Source organism: Micromonospora sp. NPDC050495 (genome assembly GCF_040655175.1).
In the GTDB taxonomy this organism is placed as follows: Bacteria; Actinomycetota; Actinomycetes; order Mycobacteriales; family Micromonosporaceae; genus Micromonospora.
Window position 1 is genome coordinate 80,578 of record NZ_JBFAJK010000005.1, and the last position, 17,099, is coordinate 97,676.

Genomic DNA, 17,099 nt, shown 5'->3' on the forward strand with positions numbered 1-17,099 from the left:
AAAGCCATCATGCGCAATAATCGGGCCATGACCCCGCACCGGATCGCCGTCCTCGCCCTCGACGGGGTGGTCGGCCTCGACCTCGGCACCCCCGCCCAGGTCTTCGGCACCGCCCGCACCGCCGACCTGACCCCGCTCTACGCCGTCGAGGTCTGCACCCCCGGCCGGCGACCCGTCCGCAGCACCGCCGGCTTCCAGGTGCTCCCCGAGCACGGCCTCGAGCTGCTGGAACGGGCCGACACCGTGATCGTCCCCGGCATCCACGAGGGCGCGCCGATCACCGCCGGCACGCTGGAGCCGGACGTGGCAGCGGCGCTGCGGGCCGCCCACGCCCGCGGCGCCCGGATCATGTCGATCTGCACCGGCGCGTTCGTGCTCGCCGCCGCCGGCCTGCTCGCCGGCCGCCGGGCCACCACCCACTGGGCGTACGCGGACCGGTTCCGCCGGCTGCACCCCGCCGTGGACCTCGACCCCGAGGTGCTCTTCCTCGACTCCGGCGGGATCCTCACCTCCGCCGGGGTCGCCGCCGGCATCGACCTCTGCCTGCACGTCATCCGCACCGACCACGGCAGCGAGGTGGCCAACCGGACCGCCCGCCGCTGCGTCGTGCCGCCCTGGCGGGAAGGCGGCCAGGCCCAGTACATCGAGCGCCCGGTGCCCCGGGCGGCGGAGGCCGGCACCGCGGCCACCCGGGAGTGGGCGCGGCAGCGGCTGCACGAGCCGATCGCCCTGCGCGACCTGGCCGGGCACGCCCGGATGAGCGTACGGACCTTCACCCGGCGCTTCCGCTCGGAGACCGGGCTCAGCCCGGCGCAGTGGCTGCTGCACCAGCGCACCGAGCACGCCCGGCTGCTGCTGGAGACCACCGACCTGCCCGTCGACCGGGTCGCCCGGCACGCCGGCTTCGGCACCACCGCCGCCCTGCGCCAGCACTTCCACTCCCGGGTCGGCGTCGCCCCGACCACCTACCGCCGCACCTTCCGGCGGCCGCCGCACCCTGCCTGGACGACTGGCGGCGAAACCGCCGGAGGATCGGTTGTGGTCGACTCGCCCTAGCCGAGCACGGCTTCGCCGACGGGCGTACGCCGGTAGCGGATCTCGTGCCGGTGTCGTTCCCCGGTGACGAAGCCGGCGTCGCGCAGCACCGACAGATGCTCGGAGACCGTCCCGGTGGCCAGCGCGTGACGGTGGGCCAGCGTCGTCGTGCTGGCCGGCTCGTCGAGGCTGAGCAGCAGCACGGCCCGGGTCCTGCCGATCAACCGCCCCAGAGCCGCGTGCCGATCGGCGGCAAGGGGCTGCCAGAGCGTGCCGAGCCCGCGCGCCGGGTAGATCACTGTGGGCTGCCACGGCGGGTCCACGATGACGACGACCTGATCCCACTTGAACGCGCTGGGCACCAGGATGAGCCCCTCGCCCCGCAGATCGCGATGCTCGTCGTCGCCGTAATCGCGGGTCAGCACGCCGTTGTTCCAGCGCAGACGGGGATGCAACTCGGCGAACAACCGGTCCAGGCCGCCTTCGGCGAGACGCCGGGTCTGGAAACCCACATCGGCGTCAAGCAGCCCGCGTACCTGCGGCCAGACCGGTTCGACCAGGACCTCCCACGCCTGCCGCACGAGTGAGACCAGCGTCTGGAGAACAACGGCCGGGTCGCCCAGCAGCAGCCGGCCGGTCGCCGACTCGGCCGCCCCCGGCGTGTCCGCCAGCGACCGTCGCAGCTCCGCGCGTACCCGATCGTGGTCAGTGGCCGCCACGGCCGCGACTTCGTCCTCGAACCGGGCATGCGGACTGACCGGAGGCGGCGAGAGGAAATCGGGGGTGTAGCCGCGACGCGGCTGGAGCAGGGCGATCGGCCGCAGGTCGAGGTCCCGCGTGCCGACCGTGTCGAGCCAGCGGCGGTGCGGGCCGACGCCTTCCCGCGGAGAGAGCAGGCGCACCGCGGACAGCGTCTCGAGCATCGGTGAGCTGGCGAAGCGGCAGCGCAGCAGGTCGGCAGGGCTGAACCGCAGCGTGACCGCCATCGCGCCACCTCCCCGACCGGTAGAGATTCGGCTTGTGCCGAATCACTGGCGACCACGATACCGACGCTCGCAGAGTTCTCCCGGATGTCCCGACGATCATGAGGAGAACGATGAACCCGAACGCCGACTGGGAGCAGCGCAGCGCGGAGCTGTGGGCGGCCTTCGACGCGGCGCCCGACGACTGGGACGAAGCCGACTTCCGCCAGCGGGTTGGCGCCCTCGCCGACGAACTGGGACCGGATCATCCGGTGGCGGCGTTCGAGCGGGCCTGCGCCTGGGACTCGACCGGTCACTCGGACAAGGCGGTTCCGCTCTACCGCACCGCGCTGGAGCTGGGCATCGACGGCATCCGCCGGCGGCGCTCGGTGATCCAGATGTCCAGCTCGCTGCGGAACACCGGACACCCCGGGGAAAGCGTCCGGCTGCTGACCGAGGAGCGCGAGCGTGGCTCCGACGAGCTCGACGACGCGGTCAGCGCGTCGCTCGCACTGGCTCTCACCAGCGTCGGCCGGGAGCGGGAGGCCGTGTCGATCGCCGTCGGGGCGCTCGCCAAGCACCTGCCGCGCTATCAGCGGTCGATGGCCAACTACGCCCGGCTACTGGTCGAGCCCGACTGACTCGTCGACCAGTCAGTGCCTGCGCTCAGGCGAGGTGCGGCTGGCGGCGCAGGGCGCGAAGCTGGGCCAGGTGCATGGGCAGGTGGACGCGGATGTGCAGGTCCAGCACCCGACCCCAGGGCAGCGACTCGTCCACGTCGAGGTCGAAGCCCTCCCGCAGGACGGTGTCGACCGACGTCTCGGCCGCCGGACCCAGCCGGTCCGCCAGCGTGCACAGCTTCTGGCTGGTCGCCCGGAGCAGGGCGGCCAGCCCGTCCAGCCCGCCGCACTCGGCGACCAGGGCGTCCAGCTGCGGCCGGTGGATCGTCTCCAGGTCGTAGTAGGCGAACGGGGAGCCGGCCAGCACCGCCTCCGTCGCCTCGCTCATCAGCTCGTCGTTGGCGGCCAGGTGCGCCACGATCTGGTCGGCGCTGAGCTCCCCGTCCTCGGGCGGACCGAAGCCACCCGTGTCCACCTCCGCGAGCACCGACTCATACGCCCGCCGCAGCGCTGCGGCGTCCACCTGGTCCATATCCCGATCCAACCCCCGGCACCGGCGACCGCACCGCGGCTAACCGGCCCCGTTCACCCGGACGGGTTGCCCGGGAGGCCGGCGTTTCGGCTGTCTGCGGCAGAGCGGCCCCTCAAGAGCCATCGACACCACGACATGCCGCAACCGGAGTGGATCACCCACCCCCACGGGCGCCGGCGGACGGCGGCTCAGCGGCGGCCGTGCCGGGCCCGCAGGTAGTCGCTCACCACGTACTCGCCGAGATCGTCGAGGTCCGGGGTGAACATCCGCCCCTTGGACCGCCGGGCGACGGCGTCCACGAACCGGCGCAGCCCCGGATCGTCGCCGAGCATGAACAGGTTGAGCGTGGCCCCGTACCGGGTCAGGTTGTCCACCTCGCGGATGGTCGCCTCGATGGTCTCGGGCAGCGGCGGCCAGTGGAAGTACGCCTCGCCGTCGTCCGGGTCGAGGTGCGCGGTCGGCTCGCCGTCGGTGACCACCAGCACCACCGGCTCGGCACCCGGGTGGCGGCGCAGGTGCCGCGCCGCCAGCCGCAGCGCGTGCTGGAGGTTGGTGCCCTGCTCCAGGTCCGGTTCGACCGCGGCCAGCTCCTGCTGGGTGAGCGGCAGTGCCTGCCGGCCGAAGCCGATGATCTGCAACGCGTCCTGCGGGAAGCGGGTGGCCACCAGGTGCGACAGCGCCAGCGCGGTCTGCTTCATCGGCCCCCAGCGCCCCTGGGAGATCATCGAGTACGACAGGTCGACGCAGAGCGCCACCGCCGCCGAGGCCCGCCGTTCGGTCTCGACCACCTCGAAGTCCTCGACGGCGAGCTGCACCGGCACCGTGGGCCCGGCCCGGCGTACCGCCCGGGTGAGGGTACGCACCACGTCGAGCGGTTGCTCGTCGCCGAACTCCCATTGCCGCGAGGCGCCGCTGACCTCGCCGGCCGCCCCGGCGGAGCGCAGGTCGTGCTGGCCGCGCGGGCCGGCGGTGAGGTCGGCGAAGACCCGCCGCAGGGCGGTGCCGGCGAGCCGGCGCAGCGCCTTCGGGCTGAGGGTCAGCCCGTCCGCGTCACGGGTGACCCAGCCCTGGCGGCGCAGCTCCTGTTCCAGCTCGCGCAGCCGGCGTACGTCGTCGGCGGCGTCCCGCCCGAGCGTCCGGGCCACCGCGTCGACGTCGACGTCGTCCAGGGTGGCGCCCGGGTGTTCCTGGTCGAGGGCGTCCAGCAGCTCGTCCAGCTCGGCGATCTCACCGAGCGCGCCGGTCGCCTCGCCGTAGCCGAGCGGCTGGTCGCCCCGGACCCGCTCGCCGCGCTGCCAGTTCAGGTCGGGGCGCAGCGCCCGCAGGTGCCCGTCGAGCTGCGACAGCTCCCCGGCGAGCTGGTCGCCGAGGGACTGGCGCATCAACCCGGCCAGTTCCTCGCGCTGCCGGTCCGACAGCGACCGCATCAGCCGTTCGCCGGCCGCCGCCCGCCGGGCCAGCACGTCGACCAGCTCATCGACGTCCCGGGGCCGCTCCGGGAAGAACTCGCCGTGCCGGCGCATGAACTCGGCGAACGCGTCGGTGGTGTCCTCGGCGCGGGCGTGGCGGTCGAGCAGGTCGTTCAGGTCGCGCATCATCTCGGCGAGCTGCCGCTGGGCGGCCGGGTCGGCGGCGGCCCGCGCCGCGTCGCGCAGCCCGGCGAAGCGCTGCTCCAGCACCTCGCCGCGCAGCCCGTCGAGGATCCGCTGGTAGGTCTGCCGTGCCTCGGCGCTGGCCCAGTCGTACCCGGAGAGCTCCTCCACCGCCCGGGCGGTGGAGCGGGGCAGGTTGTCCAGCACGGCCTCGGCGAAGCGGGCGTCGTCGCCGTCCCGGCCGCGCAGCTCCTCCCGTTCGGCGGCGAGCGCCTGGTCGAGCAGGGCGCGAGCCCGGGTCACCGCGCCGTCCAGGTCGCCGCGGCGCAGCGCGTCGCGGCGCAGCCGGCGGGCCCGGGCGGCGAGGTCGTCCAGGCCGCCCCGACCCTGCGGGCCGCGGCGCAGCAGGTCGCGCAGCGCCTCGCGCAGGCTGCCGCCGGCGAGCACCTCGGAGCCGACCGCGTCGACGGCGGCCCGCACGTCGTACGGCGGGGCGAGCGGGTCGGGTCCGCCGCGCCACTGCCCGTACCGGAACCGGTTGCCGGCCACGGTCAGCCCCGGCCGCCGTAGACGGTGCGACCGGACTCGGTGACGTCCTTGCCCAGCCGGCGGGTCAGGTGCAGCCCTTCGAGGACGAACTCCACGCCGGCGGCGGCCTCCTCCGGGGTGGGCGCGTCGCCGAGGCCGAGCCGGTCGAGCGCCTTGGCCAGCCCGGGCACGGTGCCGACCTGGCGCAGCAGTTCGGCGGAGGAGACCAGCTCGCCGGTCTCGATGATGCCGCCCTCGGCGACCAGCGCGGTGAACCCGGACAGGTCCAGCCCGGCCAGCCGGGCCCGGAACGTCTCGGCGGTGGCGGTGCGCAGCAGGTGGGCCAGGACCTCGATCTCCCGCCCCTCCTCGCCGCTCTCGAACTCGACCTTGCCGCGCAGGGTGGAGGTCACCGAGACGGCGTCGCCCACCCGGGCCACCGGGGCCTCCGGCGACCGGACCGGCCCCCGGTCGACGTCTCCGGTCGCGCCGGGTCGGCCGGCCTGCCCCGACTCGGCGGCGAGCAGGCCGGAGCGGCGCAGCGCGGCGGCCGCGACGGTCTCGGCGGCGGCGATGGCGAACCGGGCGGAGACACCGGAGCGCGGGTCCACCGACGGTGATTCCCGGACCGCCCGGGCGAACCGGGCCAGCACCTCCAGCACGTGCTCCGGGACGGTGGCGACCAGGTCGGCCTCCTGCCGGATCAACGCCAGCTCCAGGTCGAGGTCGACCGGGTAGTGGGTGCGGATCTCCGCGCCGAAGCGGTCCTTGAGCGGGGTGATGATCCGGCCCCGGTTGGTGTAGTCCTCCGGGTTGGCGCTGGCCACCAGGAGCAGGTCCAGCGGCAGCCGCAGCTGGTAGCCGCGGACCTGGATGTCCCGCTCCTCCAGCACGTTGAGCAGCGCCACCTGGATCCGTTCGGCCAGGTCGGGCAGCTCGTTGACGGCGAAGACGCCCCGGTTGGTACGGGGTACGAGTCCGAAGTGGATGGTCTCCGGGTCGCCGAGACTGCGCCCCTGGGCGAGCCGGATCGGGTCGACGTCACCGATCAGGTCGCCGACGCTGGTGTCCGGGGTGGCGAGCTTCTCGCCGTACCGCAGGGAGCGGTGCAGCCAGCCGATCGGCAGGTCGTCGCCGTGCTCGGCGACCAGCGCCCGGGAGGCCGGGGTGAGCGGGTGCATCGGGTGCTCGTTGAGCACCGAGCCGGGCAGCACCGGGGTCCACTCGTCGAGCAGCGCGCCCAGCGAGCGGATCAGCCGGGTCTTGCCCTGGCCGCGCTCACCGAGCAGCACCATGTCGTGGCCGGCGAGCAGGGCCCGCTCGACCTCGGGCAGCACCGTGTCCTGGTAGCCCACGATGCCGGGGAAGCGTTCCTCACCGGAGCGCATCCGGGCGAGGAGGTTGTCGCGGATCTCCTGCTTGACCGTGCGGTACTGATGGCCGGTCGCCCGCAGCGCGCCGAGCGTGCCCGGCAGGTCGGCGGGCGGGACCGGGGGAACCTGGTTGGGAGCGGTCACCCGGCCAACGCTAGCGCGGCCGGGTGACCATCCGCCCGTCTTCAGCGCTGCCGCCCGGCCGGGCCCGGCCGGGGCCGCCGGCAGCGGGCGCAGCCGCCCCGCCGCCGCAGGTGGTATGCCAGGGTGGCCGCGCCGAGCGCGACGCCCCACAGCGGCCAGAGCAGCATCGGCGCGGAGGTCAGACTGAACCCGCCGGCCAGGTGCCAGAACTCGGGGTTGCTCATCAGGCCCAGGGTGGCCGCCGTCACCGACAGCGCCACCAGCGTCGCGGGGACGACCGCCAGGTTGATCGGTACCCGCCGACCGGCCAGCCCCGGCAGCCAGCGGGGGAACCGCTCGCCCCAGGGGCGGACCAGCCCGAGGGTGAGGATCGCCCCGACGGTGGCGAACCCGCCCAGCCCCGCCCCGGCCCAGACCAGTCCGGTCTCCCGCATCTCGGCGAGGAAGCCCCGGGAGATGCCCAGCGGGATGCCGGCCGCCCAGGCGAACCGGGTGAGCGCGTAGGCGACCGGGATGGCGGCGGCGGTGTACGCGGCCCAGCGCCCCCAGCGGGCCGCCGCGGCGGGCGTGGTCCAGCCGCGCTCGTGGTCGTCCCGGCCGCAGGCCGGGCAGGCGCCGACGGTCCGGCGCTGCCAGAGCAGCAGCGCCCCGGCCAGCAGGACGCCCCCGATCAGGGCCGCGCAGCGGGCGGCCAGCGGCCAGTCGAAGATCTGCCCGTAGTCGACCGGCGGCCAGCCGAACGGCGCGCCGATGAGCAGGATCGGCAGGTAGCCGAGCACGATCAGCACCCGGGCGTCGGGGACGACCACGGCCAGCGCGAACGCGACCGTCCAGCCGTAGCCGAGCAGCAGCGCGCGGGGCAGGCCGGGCCGGCGTACCGGCGCCGGGCCGCTCATGGCCAGGGCCGCGACGGCCGCGAGCAGCAGCAGCCCGGCGAAGAGCGGGGCGCCGACGTCCACCGGCACCAGCCGGAGCAGGCTGACGTCGCTGCCGCGCGGGTCGTTGGCGCCGAACGGGTAGCCGGCGCCGGTCAGGGTGCAGAGCAGGGCGAGCACGCCCCAGCCGCCGAGCCAGGCGGCGGCGAGCGGGGCGGCCAGGTCGAGCCGGGTCCGGGTGGACCGGCTGGGTGGGGCATCGGTCGTTGTCGTCATGCCTTCAGCCTCGGCCGGTCGGGTCCCGGATCCCTCCCGCGCCGGGGTGGACCGCCTCCCTCGCGGGAGGGACCGGTCAGCCGGTCGGGACCACGAAGCCGGACTCGTACGCGGCGATCACCGCCTGGGTCCGGTCGCGCACCCCGAGCTTGGCCAGCACGTTGCCGACGTGGGTCTTGACCGTCTCCACGCCGACGACCAGGCGGTCGGCGATCTCCGGGTTGGAGAGCCCGGCGGCCATCAGCCGCAGCACCTCGCCCTCCCGTTCGGTGAGCCGGGCCGCGCGCAGCCCGTCGCCGCCCCGGCCGCCGTACGCGCCGGCGAGCCGGCGGATCGCCGCCGGGAAGAGCAGCGACTCCCCCGCGGCCACCACCCGGATCGCCTCCACCACCTCCGCCGGGCGGGCCCGCTTGAGCAGGAAGCCACTGGCCCCGGCGCGGAGCGCCGCGTAGACGTACTCGTCGTTGGCGAACGTGGTGACCACCAGCACGCGGGGCGGGTCGGCGGAGGCGGCCAGCAGCCGCCGGGTGGCCTGGATCCCGTCGATGGCCGGCATCCGGACGTCCATGAGCACCACCCGGGGGCGCAGCCGGGCCACCAGCGACGGCACCTCGGCGCCGTCCGCGGCCTCGCCGACCACCCGCAGGTCCGGCTGGGCGTCCACGATCGCCCGCAGGCCGACGCGGATCAGCTCGTCGTCGTCGACGATCAGCACGTCGATGGTCACCCGGTCTCCTCCCTCGGCGTCGGCAGGCTCACCCGGACCAGCCAGCGGTCGCCCTCCCGGCCGGCGGTGAGCCGCCCGCCGAGCAGCAGCACCCGCTCCCGCATCCCGTCCAGGCCACGCCCGCCGCCACCCGGCCCGGCGGTCTCGCGCAGCGCGTTGACCAGCTCGATCTCCAGACACCCGTCGGGTACGCCCACCCGCAGGCGCACCGGCCCCCGGCCGTGCCGGGCCGCGTTGGTCAGCCCTTCCTGCACGATCCGGTATCCCTCGCGGGACACCACGGCGGGCAGCCCGCCGAGTGGCCCGCTGATCCGCGACTCCACGGCCAGGCCCGCGGCCCGGGTGTCGGCGACCAGCCGGTCCAGTCCGTCCAGGGTGGCCTGCGGCGCGGTGGGCGTGGGCGGCCGTCCGTCCGCCGCCTCGCGGAGCAGCCCGAGCACGTGGTCCAGGTCGTCCATGGCCCGGCGGCTGGTCTCCTCTATGGCGCGCAGCGCCCGGCGGCTGAACTCCGGGTCGGTGTCGAGCAGCTCGCGGCCGGCCCCGGCCTGGAGCGTCGCCACGGTCAACGCGTGCCCCACCGAGTCGTGCAGCTCGCGGGCGAGCCGGTTGCGCTCGGCCAGCCGGGCCGTCCGGGCCTCCAGGGCGGCGATCCGCTCGGCCTGGGCCGGGCCGAGCAGCACCGGCGCCATGGAGGCGGCGAGCCCGCCCAGCCCGGCCACCGCGTAGCCGAGCGCGACGAGCAGCGCCAGCCCGGCCAGGCCCGCCGCGACCGGGTGGCCGGGGTCGAGCGGGCCGAAGCCGTCGCCGGGCACGCCGCCGGTGTCCAGGCCGGTGAGCCCGGCCAGGAAGACCAGCCCCATGGGCAGGACGCTGATCGCCGCGAACAGCACCATCGCGCCGGTGAGCAGGTGCAGGGCGATCCAGAGCGCGGCGCGCAGCCGGGTTTCCCGGTCCATCCGGTGGCCGGGGACGGGCTCCGGCAGCTCGACCGCGAGCAGGGCCCGGGCGGCGGCGATCTCCAGCGCCCGGCTGCCGGCCAGGAACATCGGCACGGCGGCGAGCGCGGCGGCCACCAGCAGCAGCCCGAACCCGATCGAGCGGGGCACCCCCGGGCCGCCGAGCAGTTGGGCGAAGGCCACCGCGAGCAGGCCGTACGGCAGCGCGAGCACGCCGCCGAGCAGCAGGAACACGGCGCGCCGCCAGGTGCTTGCCCGCACCAGCGGCGCCAGCGCGGCCCGGATCGTCACCGGCTCATTCTGCCGCCCGGTGGCGCTGCACCGACTCCCCCGCGGCGGGGAGATCGCGTCCCCGCCGGGCGGCAGTCGTCACCGGCGGCCGGACCGGTCGCGCGCCGGCCGTCCGCCGGCGCGCCGCCGGGCCGGCGACGCGCCGCGCTCAGCGGTGCTCGCGCACGTACGCGGCCGGGTCCTTGTCCCGGAACGGCAGGTTGCGGCCGTTCTTGTGTTCGCCGTAGAACCGCAGCCAGTGCGCGCCCAGCTCGGCCCGCAGCTCCACGCCGGCGTGCCGGCGGAAGTCGGGCAGCGCCTCGTCCTCCTCCTCGGCCAGGTGCTCGCTGTTCTCCCGGCGGGCCTTCCACACCGCCGCCCACCAGGCGTCGGAGCCGACCTCGTGCAGCTTCGACTCGGCGATGGCGTCGCGGATCTTGTTGTGGTCGCCGACCGCGTCCGCGGTCTCGTCCTCGCCGTCGTCGCCGTGCCGGACCAGGTGCGGGTAGAGGATCGCCTCCTCCGCCTCGGCGTGGATGTCCAGGTGCAGGGCGAGCGCCTCCCAGATCGCCAGCAGCTCGTCGGGGTCGCGGGCGTCGTCGAGCCGGGCGAAGCCACGCCGGAAGGAGGCGTGGTCGTCGAGGATCAGGGCCGTGATGTCGTCCATGATGGTCACCTCCGGGTACGGGCGCGGATCAGCTTGGGTACGGCGGCCAGCCCGGTGACCGGCCGGAACGCGTGCGCGGCGGTACGCAGGGCGGCGTACTCGTCGTCGGCCAGGTCGATCTCGGCGGCGGCGGCGTTGCGCTCCACCTGCTCCACCCCGGAGGCGCCGGGGATGGCCACCACGTTGGGGTGGCGCAGCAGGTACGCCAGGGCGATCTGGCTCGGGGTGGCGTCGTGCGCGGCGGCCACCTCGCGCAGGGTGGCGATCAGTTCGGTGCCGCGTGCCAGGTTCTCCGGCAGGAAGTACGGGTTGGCCCGGCGGACCGCCCCGCCCGGCGGGTTGCTCGGGTCGTAGCGGCCGGAGAGGAAGCCCTGCGCGAGCGGGCTGTACGCGATGACGATCCGCCCGGCCTGCTCCGCGTACGGGATCAGGTCTTCCTCGGGGCCGCGGTCGACCATGCTGTAGCGGACCTGGTTGCTGAGCACCCGGCGGCCCAGCGCGGCTTCGGCGAACCGCCAGCGGCGCAGGCTGTAGTTGCTGACCCCGACCTCGCCGACCAGCCCGACGTCCTGGAGGGCGCGCATGCCGCGCATGGTGGTGGTGTCGGCGACCACCGGGTTGGGCTGGTGCACCTGGTAGAGGTCGATGCCGGCCACGCCGAGCCGGGCGGCGGAGGCGACGGCGCGTTGCTGCACCACGGGGGCGACCGGCAGCACCGGGAAGATCTTGGTGGCGACCACGGCGGTGGCCCGCTCCGCGCCCAGCGCCGCGCCGAGGATCCGCTCGCTGCGACCGAACCCGTAGATCTCGGCGGTGTCGAAGAGGGTGACGCCCAGGTCCAGCGCCCGCCGCACGATCCCGGTCGCCCGGCGCTCGTAGTCGGGGCCGTAGCCCCACTCGCGCGAACCGAACTGCCAGGTGCCGAGGCCGATCTTGGAGATCGGCTTGGGGGTGTCGAGCGGGACGAAACGCATGGGGTCGAAGCTACCCAAGCCGGCGGGGCGGCACGCCCGTTCCGGCGTCCGGGCCGGAACGGGCGGTAGCTGCCCGCCTCCGGCCCGGACCGGGACCGGCCGGGACTAGGGTCGACGGCGTGACCTACCTCGCCACCGACGACCGTTACGACGCGATGACCTACCGGCGCAGCGGGCGCAGCGGCTTGCGGCTGCCCGCCATCTCGCTCGGGCTGTGGCACAACTTCGGCCCGGACCGGCCGTACGAACGGCAGCGGGACATCGTCCGGCGCGCCTTCGACCTCGGCATCACCCACTTCGACCTGGCCAACAACTACGGCCCGCCGCCCGGTTCGGCGGAGGAGAACTTCGGCCGGATGCTCGCCACCGACCTGCGGCCGTACCGGGACGAGCTGGTGATCTCCACGAAGGCGGGCTACCTCATGTGGCCCGGCCCGTACGGCGAGTGGGGCTCCCGCAAGTACCTGATCTCGTCGCTGGACCAGTCGCTGCGCCGGATGGGCCTGGACTACGTCGAGGTCTTCTACTCGCACCGGTTCGACCCGGACACCCCGCTGGAGGAGACGATGGGCGCGCTGGACGCGGCCGTCCGCTCCGGCAAGGCGCTGTACGTCGGCATCTCCAACTACACCTCGGAGCAGACCGAGCGGGCCGCGGCGATCCTGCGCGACCTGGGCACCCCGCTGCTGATCAACCAGCCGTCGTACTCGATGCTCAACCGCTGGACCGAGCAGGACGGGCTGCTGGACACGCTGGAGCGGGTCGGCGCCGGCTGCATCGCGTACAGCCCGCTCGGCCAGGGCCTGCTCACCGACCGCTACCTGGGCGGCATCCCGGCGGACTCCCGGGTACGCACCAGCGTCTTCCTCAACGAGAGCGATCTGACCGAGGAGAAGATGGCCACCATCCGCGGTCTGGCGACGATCGCCGAGCGGCGCGGGCAGAGCCTGGCCCAGCTGGCGCTGGTCTGGGCGCTGCGGGACCCCCGGATGACCAGCCTGATCATCGGGGCGAGCAGCGTCGCCCAGTTGGAGGGGAACGTCGCCGCCCTGGACAACCTCGACCTCTCCGCCGAGGAACTCGCCGAGATCGACCGTCACCTGGGCTGACCCGGTTGCCCGGCCGGGCAGCGGTGGCGGCCTCACCAGATCCGGCGACGACCGGCGCGGTGGTTGCGGATCCCGCACGGCCGGCCGACCGGGCCACCGCCGGGACGGCGCAACCGCAGCCCGACCATGGCGGCCAGCAGCACGCCGACCAGCACCGCCGCCGCGACCACCGGCCGGGGCGGGCCGCCACCGGCGTCGGTCACGGCCGCCACCGGCGTCCCCTCCGCCGGCCGGTCGCCCGGCTCGCCGGCCGGGGCCGACGCGAGGGTACGCGGCGCCGCCGCGCCCGCCGGGGGCGTCGCCGACCGGCCGGTACCCGGCCGCGAGCCGGCCGCCGCCGACCGGAACACCACGTCGGAGCAGGAGTAGTAGGTGTCCTGGGTGTCCGAGTTCTGCCAGATGACATAGATGATGTGCCGGCCGGTCCGGTCCGCCGGCAGCCGCCCCGACATCTGGTACGCGCCGCCGCGGATCGGCGGGTCGGTGGCCGTGAGGAACGGCTTCGCCTCGACGTCTGCCCAGTTCAGGCGCCGGGTCGGGGCGTAACCGTCGGTGGTGACGTAGAGCCGGAAGGTGCCCCGGTGCGGGATGGTGGTGCGGTAGCGGAAGGTGTAGCGGGCACCGGCGGTGAGCGTGGTGGCCGGCCAGTCGGCGCGCGGTAGGTCCAGCCCCCGGTACGCGGAGAGCCCTCCGCTGCACAACTCGCCGTCGGGGATGCGGTCCCGGTCCCGGCCGTCGACCCGGGCGACCCGGATGTTGTCCCACTCGCGGACCGCGGCACCCGCGGCGACGGCCGCCCGGCAGGCCGGCGTGCCGGCCCGGCCGCCCTCCGGGCCGCAGGCCGCCGCCCGGCTCAGCGGGCTGGTCGGCGCGCCGTGCGCCCGGGCCGGCCCGGCGGTGCAGCACAGGGTCACGGTGGCGGCCGCGGCAGCGGCGAGGACTCGACGACGTACGGCCATGGGATGGACCTCCGGCAGGTGGTACGGGCGCGGGCCGGCAAAGGTTCGACCCGGGGCCGACCGCCTGGCCGCCAGGTCCCGCCGCGGCGGCGGTCCGGTCGAATCAACCGAACGGACCGCGTCGGCGTCGCGGGACCTCGCCGGGCCGGGGCGGGCCCTACAGTGACGGCACCCCCGAGCCATCAAGGAGCGCGCCGTGTCCGAGCCGCCGTCGACGCCAGACTCGCCCCCGGCCACCCCCGCGGCCGGGACCCCGGCGGGTGACGCCCCCGCCGCCGTCCCGCCGTACCTGCTCGTCATGCCCGACGTGGCGGGCGGGCCGCCCGGTGTCGTCTGGCCGGGCCGGGAGGGCGAGCCCGCCTGGGCCATTCCGGTCGTGGTGCCACCGGGCACGCGCGGCTACGCCGTGTTCCTGCCGCTGGTCCCGCCGGGCGAGGCTGCGCCGGACGCAGCGCGGATCGTGCTGTCCGCGCCGGGCGTGCCCACCCAGGCCACCGCCCCGGCCATCGAGGTCACCGCCCCGGCCACCACACCGACCGGCACCACCCCGGCCACCGCCCGGGCGGCCGGCGAGGACCCGGGCCGCACCGCACCGACCGGGGCGAGTCCGGCCGCCACCGCACCAACCACCCCGGCCACTGCCCCGGCAACCGGCAGCACGGCCCTGGCGGCGTCGTCCGAGACCGCAACCCCGGCCGGCGGCCCCGGATCCGGGACCGCGCAGCCCGCCGGGCCGGTGCGCGGGCCGGCCGTGCCGCCGAGCCTCGCCCCACCGGTGCCGCAGCCCTGGGGCGCGGCGCCGCCGCCCGACGGGTTCTGGGTCCCCCGGCCGCCCCGGCCACGGACCTCGTTTCTCGGCGCCCGCTGGCCGGAGCCGAAGCGGGCCACCGGGCGGGCGGTTCCGCTCGCCGTGCTGGCCGGCGCCCTCGGCACCGCCTTCTTCGTACCGCTGAACTCGGTCGGCATCGGCTGGTTCCTGGGCTGGCTCACGCTGACCCTCGGCGTGCTGGCGGGCGTACGCCGGCGCGCCGCCGAACTGCCGCGCGCCGAGCGGCTGATCCGGGGCGGATGGGCGGCGGCGGCGCTGGCGCTGCTGGCCGTACTGGCCTTCCGTAACGCCTGGTGGCTGGTGACGTTCTGCGTGCTCGGCGCGCTGGGCTGCGCCACCCTGGCCATCATCGGCGGCCGGCTGGTCCGGTCGATCCTGTTCGGGCTGGCGGCGACGCCGTTCGCCGCGTTCCGCGGCCTGCCCTGGGTACGCCGGCACATCAGCGCCTCGCCCGAGGCCGCGACGGTCCGCCGGATCGTCGGGTCGGTGGTCGCCACCGTGCTGGTGCTGGTCGTCTTCGGTGCCCTGCTCGCCTCCGCCGACGCGGCGTTCGACGAGGTCCTCAGCGCGATCATCCCCGAGATCAACATCAGTACGGTGTTCCGCTGGATCTTCCTGGCGGCCGTCGGTGGCCTGATCGCCGTCGCGGCGGTCTACACCCTGGCCGCGCCGCCCGACCTGTCCACCGTGGACCGGCCCGCCCGCCGCCGCCTCGGCCTGTTCGAGTGGGCCCCGGCCATCGGGGCGCTCACCCTGCTCTTCGCCGGTTTCGTGGTGGTGCAGTTCACCGTGCTCTTCGGCGGCGAGCGGCACGTACGGAAGGTGGCCGGCCTCAGCTACTCCGAGTACGCCCGCAGCGGCTTCTGGCAGCTGCTCTTCGTCACCCTGCTGACCCTGGCCGTGCTGGGTGGGGTCAGCCGCTGGGCCAGCCGGGAGCGGCCGGTCGAGCGGACCCTGCTGCGCGTGTTGCTGGGCCTGCTCAGCGCCCTCAGCGTGGTGATCGTGGTGTCGGCGCTGTCCCGGATGTGGACCTACCAGAAGGTCTACAGCTTCACCGGTGAGCGGATCTTCGTGATGGCGTTCGAACTGCTGCTCGGGACCGTGTTCCTGATGATCCTGGCGGCCGGCGTGCGGTGGCAGGGCCGGTGGATCCCCGGCTCGACGGTGGCGCTGGCCGTGCTGATGCTGCTCGGGCTGGCCGCGCTGAACCCGGAGGACTACGCCGCACGGCGCAACATCCTGCGGTACGAGCAGACCGGCAAGATCGACGCCTGGTACCTGCGGGCCCTCTCCGCCGACGCCACGCCCGCCCTGACCCGGCTCCCCGATCCGGTCCGCCGCTGCACCCTGAGCTGGATCGCCGACGACCTCGACAAGTCCGACCCCTGGTACGCCTGGAACCTGGGCCGCTACCGGGCCCGGCAGGCACTGGACCGGGTCGGTCCGGATGCCGTCGGCGGCCCGAAGGACTGCCGCCGGGCCGACCAGTTCGACCTGCCCAAGAGCCGTAGGTGAGCCGGCCGGCGGGCCCGCGAGGGACGGTTTCGCGGGCCCGCCGGTGACTGCTCGCGGCGTTCCCGCCCACCGGCAGCGGCACCGCCCGGGGACCGGCGAGGCCCGGCTCCCCCGGGCCGGCGGGGACCGGCGCAGCCAGGACCACGCTCAGCCTTCGATGTCGACGACGACCTTGCCCGCCGCGGCGCCGGCCGCGACCAGGGCGTGCGCCTCCATCACCGTGTCGAGAGTAAAGCGGCGCGGATCGACTCGGGGACGCAACGCGCCGGCGTCGGCCAGCGCCGCGCCCTCGCGCAGGATCTCGCCATGGTGCTGCCGGCCCTGTCCGGTCAGCATGGGCAGCAGGGTGAGCACTCCCGAGTAGGTCGCGCCGCGGAAGGACAGCGGAGCGAGGGAGTGCGACCCCCAGCCCAACGCGCTGACCACGTGCCCGTGGTAGGTACGCACCGCCGCGAACGACGCGTCGAGCGTCGCTCCGCCCACATTGTCGGCGACGATGTCGAACCCCTGACCCCCGGTGTACGTGTCGACGTACTCCGCCACGCTGACGGCGCGGTAGTCGATCGGCACCGCGCCCAGGCTCTCGATCACCGGCAGGCTCGACGGGCCGCCCGTCGCGTACACCTCGGCGCCCCGGGACCGGGCCAACTGCACACCCACGTGCCCGACACCGCCGGCGCCACCATGCACCAGCACCTTCTGCCCGGCGCGGACCCCCGCCCGGTCGACCATCCCCTCCCAGGAGGTGATCAGGGCCAGCGGCAGCGCGGCGGCCTCCCGCATGGACAACGCCCGCGGCTTACGCGCCAACAGCCGGGCGTCCACGGCGGCGTACTCGGCCAGCGAGCCCTGCAGATCGCCCACGCCTCCGGTGAGCCCGTACACCTCGTCACCCGGCTCGAAACCCGCCCCGTCCGCGCCCGCGGCGACGACCACACCGGCGAGGTCCAGGCCGAGCACCGCCGGCGGCCGGACGCGGGCGTGCGGAGCCTTCCCCGCCTGGATCTTCGTGTCCAGCGGGTTGACGCCACTGGCCACGATCCGCACGAGCACCTGACCGGCGCCGGCGGCCGGCTGGTCGATCTCCTCGACCCGCAGTGGAGCACCGAACTCCCGCAGTATCACGGCGCGCATAACTACCGCACTTCCTGTTGTC

At 75.2% G+C, this 17,099-nt stretch carries 15 protein-coding genes; 4 read left to right on the forward strand and 11 right to left on the reverse strand.

Annotation, left to right across the window (positions count from 1 at the left end; translation table 11 throughout):
* Nucleotides 1-9 precede the first annotated feature (9 nt).
* A complete protein-coding gene (locus tag AB0I11_RS08415; protein WP_357315413.1) occupies nucleotides 10-1,056 on the forward strand; it encodes a helix-turn-helix domain-containing protein in 1,047 nt (348 codons plus the stop codon).
* Here the strand turns inward: AB0I11_RS08415 and AB0I11_RS08420 are convergent.
* Nucleotides 1,053-2,021: a DUF5937 family protein gene (locus AB0I11_RS08420; RefSeq protein WP_357315416.1), complete on the reverse strand. Its 969-nt coding sequence runs from the start codon at nucleotides 2,019-2,021 to the stop codon at nucleotides 1,053-1,055. The genes AB0I11_RS08415 and AB0I11_RS08420 overlap by 4 nt on opposite strands.
* Before the next feature lie 110 nt (nucleotides 2,022-2,131).
* Here AB0I11_RS08420 and AB0I11_RS08425 point away from each other — a divergent pair, with 110 nt between their 5' ends.
* A complete protein-coding gene (locus tag AB0I11_RS08425) occupies nucleotides 2,132-2,638 on the forward strand; it encodes a tetratricopeptide repeat protein (RefSeq protein WP_357315419.1) in 507 nt (168 codons plus the stop codon).
* A 25-nt stretch (nucleotides 2,639-2,663) separates the two neighbouring features.
* Here the strand turns inward: AB0I11_RS08425 and AB0I11_RS08430 are convergent, their stop codons facing one another.
* The 8 genes from AB0I11_RS08430 to AB0I11_RS08465 form a co-directional block, all read right to left on the reverse strand.
* The gene (locus AB0I11_RS08430; RefSeq protein ID WP_357315889.1) at nucleotides 2,664-3,140 is read right to left on the reverse strand and encodes a hypothetical protein; all 477 of its coding nucleotides are present in this window, start codon (nucleotides 3,138-3,140) and stop codon (nucleotides 2,664-2,666) included.
* 197 nt (nucleotides 3,141-3,337) lie between these two features.
* The gene (locus AB0I11_RS08435; protein ID WP_357315422.1) at nucleotides 3,338-5,290 is read right to left on the reverse strand and encodes a VWA domain-containing protein; all 1,953 of its coding nucleotides are present in this window, start codon (nucleotides 5,288-5,290) and stop codon (nucleotides 3,338-3,340) included.
* A gap of 2 nt (nucleotides 5,291-5,292) precedes the next feature.
* Complete coding sequence (locus AB0I11_RS08440) at nucleotides 5,293-6,786, reverse strand: magnesium chelatase (RefSeq protein ID WP_357315425.1); 1,494 nt, start codon at nucleotides 6,784-6,786, stop codon at nucleotides 5,293-5,295.
* Between the two features lie 41 nt (nucleotides 6,787-6,827).
* The gene (locus AB0I11_RS08445) at nucleotides 6,828-7,937 is read right to left on the reverse strand and encodes a hypothetical protein (RefSeq protein WP_357315428.1); all 1,110 of its coding nucleotides are present in this window, start codon (nucleotides 7,935-7,937) and stop codon (nucleotides 6,828-6,830) included.
* Nucleotides 7,938-8,013: 76 nt separating this feature from the next.
* The gene (locus AB0I11_RS08450) at nucleotides 8,014-8,664 is read right to left on the reverse strand and encodes a response regulator transcription factor (RefSeq protein WP_357315431.1); all 651 of its coding nucleotides are present in this window, start codon (nucleotides 8,662-8,664) and stop codon (nucleotides 8,014-8,016) included.
* Nucleotides 8,661-9,911 carry a histidine kinase gene (locus AB0I11_RS08455; RefSeq protein ID WP_357315436.1) on the reverse strand — a complete coding sequence of 417 codons (1,251 nt, stop codon included), beginning with the start codon at nucleotides 9,909-9,911 and terminating at the stop codon, nucleotides 8,661-8,663. The genes AB0I11_RS08450 and AB0I11_RS08455 overlap by 4 nt, the downstream gene beginning before the upstream one ends.
* Nucleotides 9,912-10,059: 148 nt before the next feature.
* The gene (locus tag AB0I11_RS08460; protein ID WP_357315438.1) at nucleotides 10,060-10,557 is read right to left on the reverse strand and encodes a hemerythrin domain-containing protein; all 498 of its coding nucleotides are present in this window, start codon (nucleotides 10,555-10,557) and stop codon (nucleotides 10,060-10,062) included.
* A gap of 5 nt (nucleotides 10,558-10,562) precedes the next feature.
* Complete coding sequence (locus AB0I11_RS08465) at nucleotides 10,563-11,531, reverse strand: aldo/keto reductase (RefSeq protein WP_357315440.1); 969 nt, start codon at nucleotides 11,529-11,531, stop codon at nucleotides 10,563-10,565.
* A 119-nt stretch (nucleotides 11,532-11,650) separates the two neighbouring features.
* Here AB0I11_RS08465 and mgrA point away from each other — a divergent pair, with 119 nt between their 5' ends.
* Nucleotides 11,651-12,640 (forward strand): L-glyceraldehyde 3-phosphate reductase, encoded by a 990-nt coding sequence (mgrA, locus tag AB0I11_RS08470; protein ID WP_357315443.1) that lies wholly within the window; start codon nucleotides 11,651-11,653, stop codon nucleotides 12,638-12,640.
* Between the two features lie 32 nt (nucleotides 12,641-12,672).
* Here mgrA and AB0I11_RS08475 read toward each other — a convergent pair whose 3' ends face one another.
* Nucleotides 12,673-13,599, reverse strand: coding sequence for a lytic polysaccharide monooxygenase (locus tag AB0I11_RS08475; protein WP_357315446.1), 927 nt, complete (start codon nucleotides 13,597-13,599; stop codon nucleotides 12,673-12,675).
* A 196-nt stretch (nucleotides 13,600-13,795) separates the two neighbouring features.
* Here AB0I11_RS08475 and AB0I11_RS08480 point away from each other — a divergent pair, with 196 nt between their 5' ends.
* A complete protein-coding gene (locus tag AB0I11_RS08480) occupies nucleotides 13,796-15,943 on the forward strand; it encodes a DUF4153 domain-containing protein (protein WP_357315449.1) in 2,148 nt (715 codons plus the stop codon).
* 147 nt (nucleotides 15,944-16,090) lie between these two features.
* On the opposite strand, the gene AB0I11_RS08485 is transcribed toward AB0I11_RS08480, so the two are convergent.
* The gene (locus tag AB0I11_RS08485; RefSeq protein ID WP_357315452.1) at nucleotides 16,091-17,077 is read right to left on the reverse strand and encodes a zinc-dependent alcohol dehydrogenase family protein; all 987 of its coding nucleotides are present in this window, start codon (nucleotides 17,075-17,077) and stop codon (nucleotides 16,091-16,093) included.
* Nucleotides 17,078-17,099 lie beyond the last annotated feature (22 nt).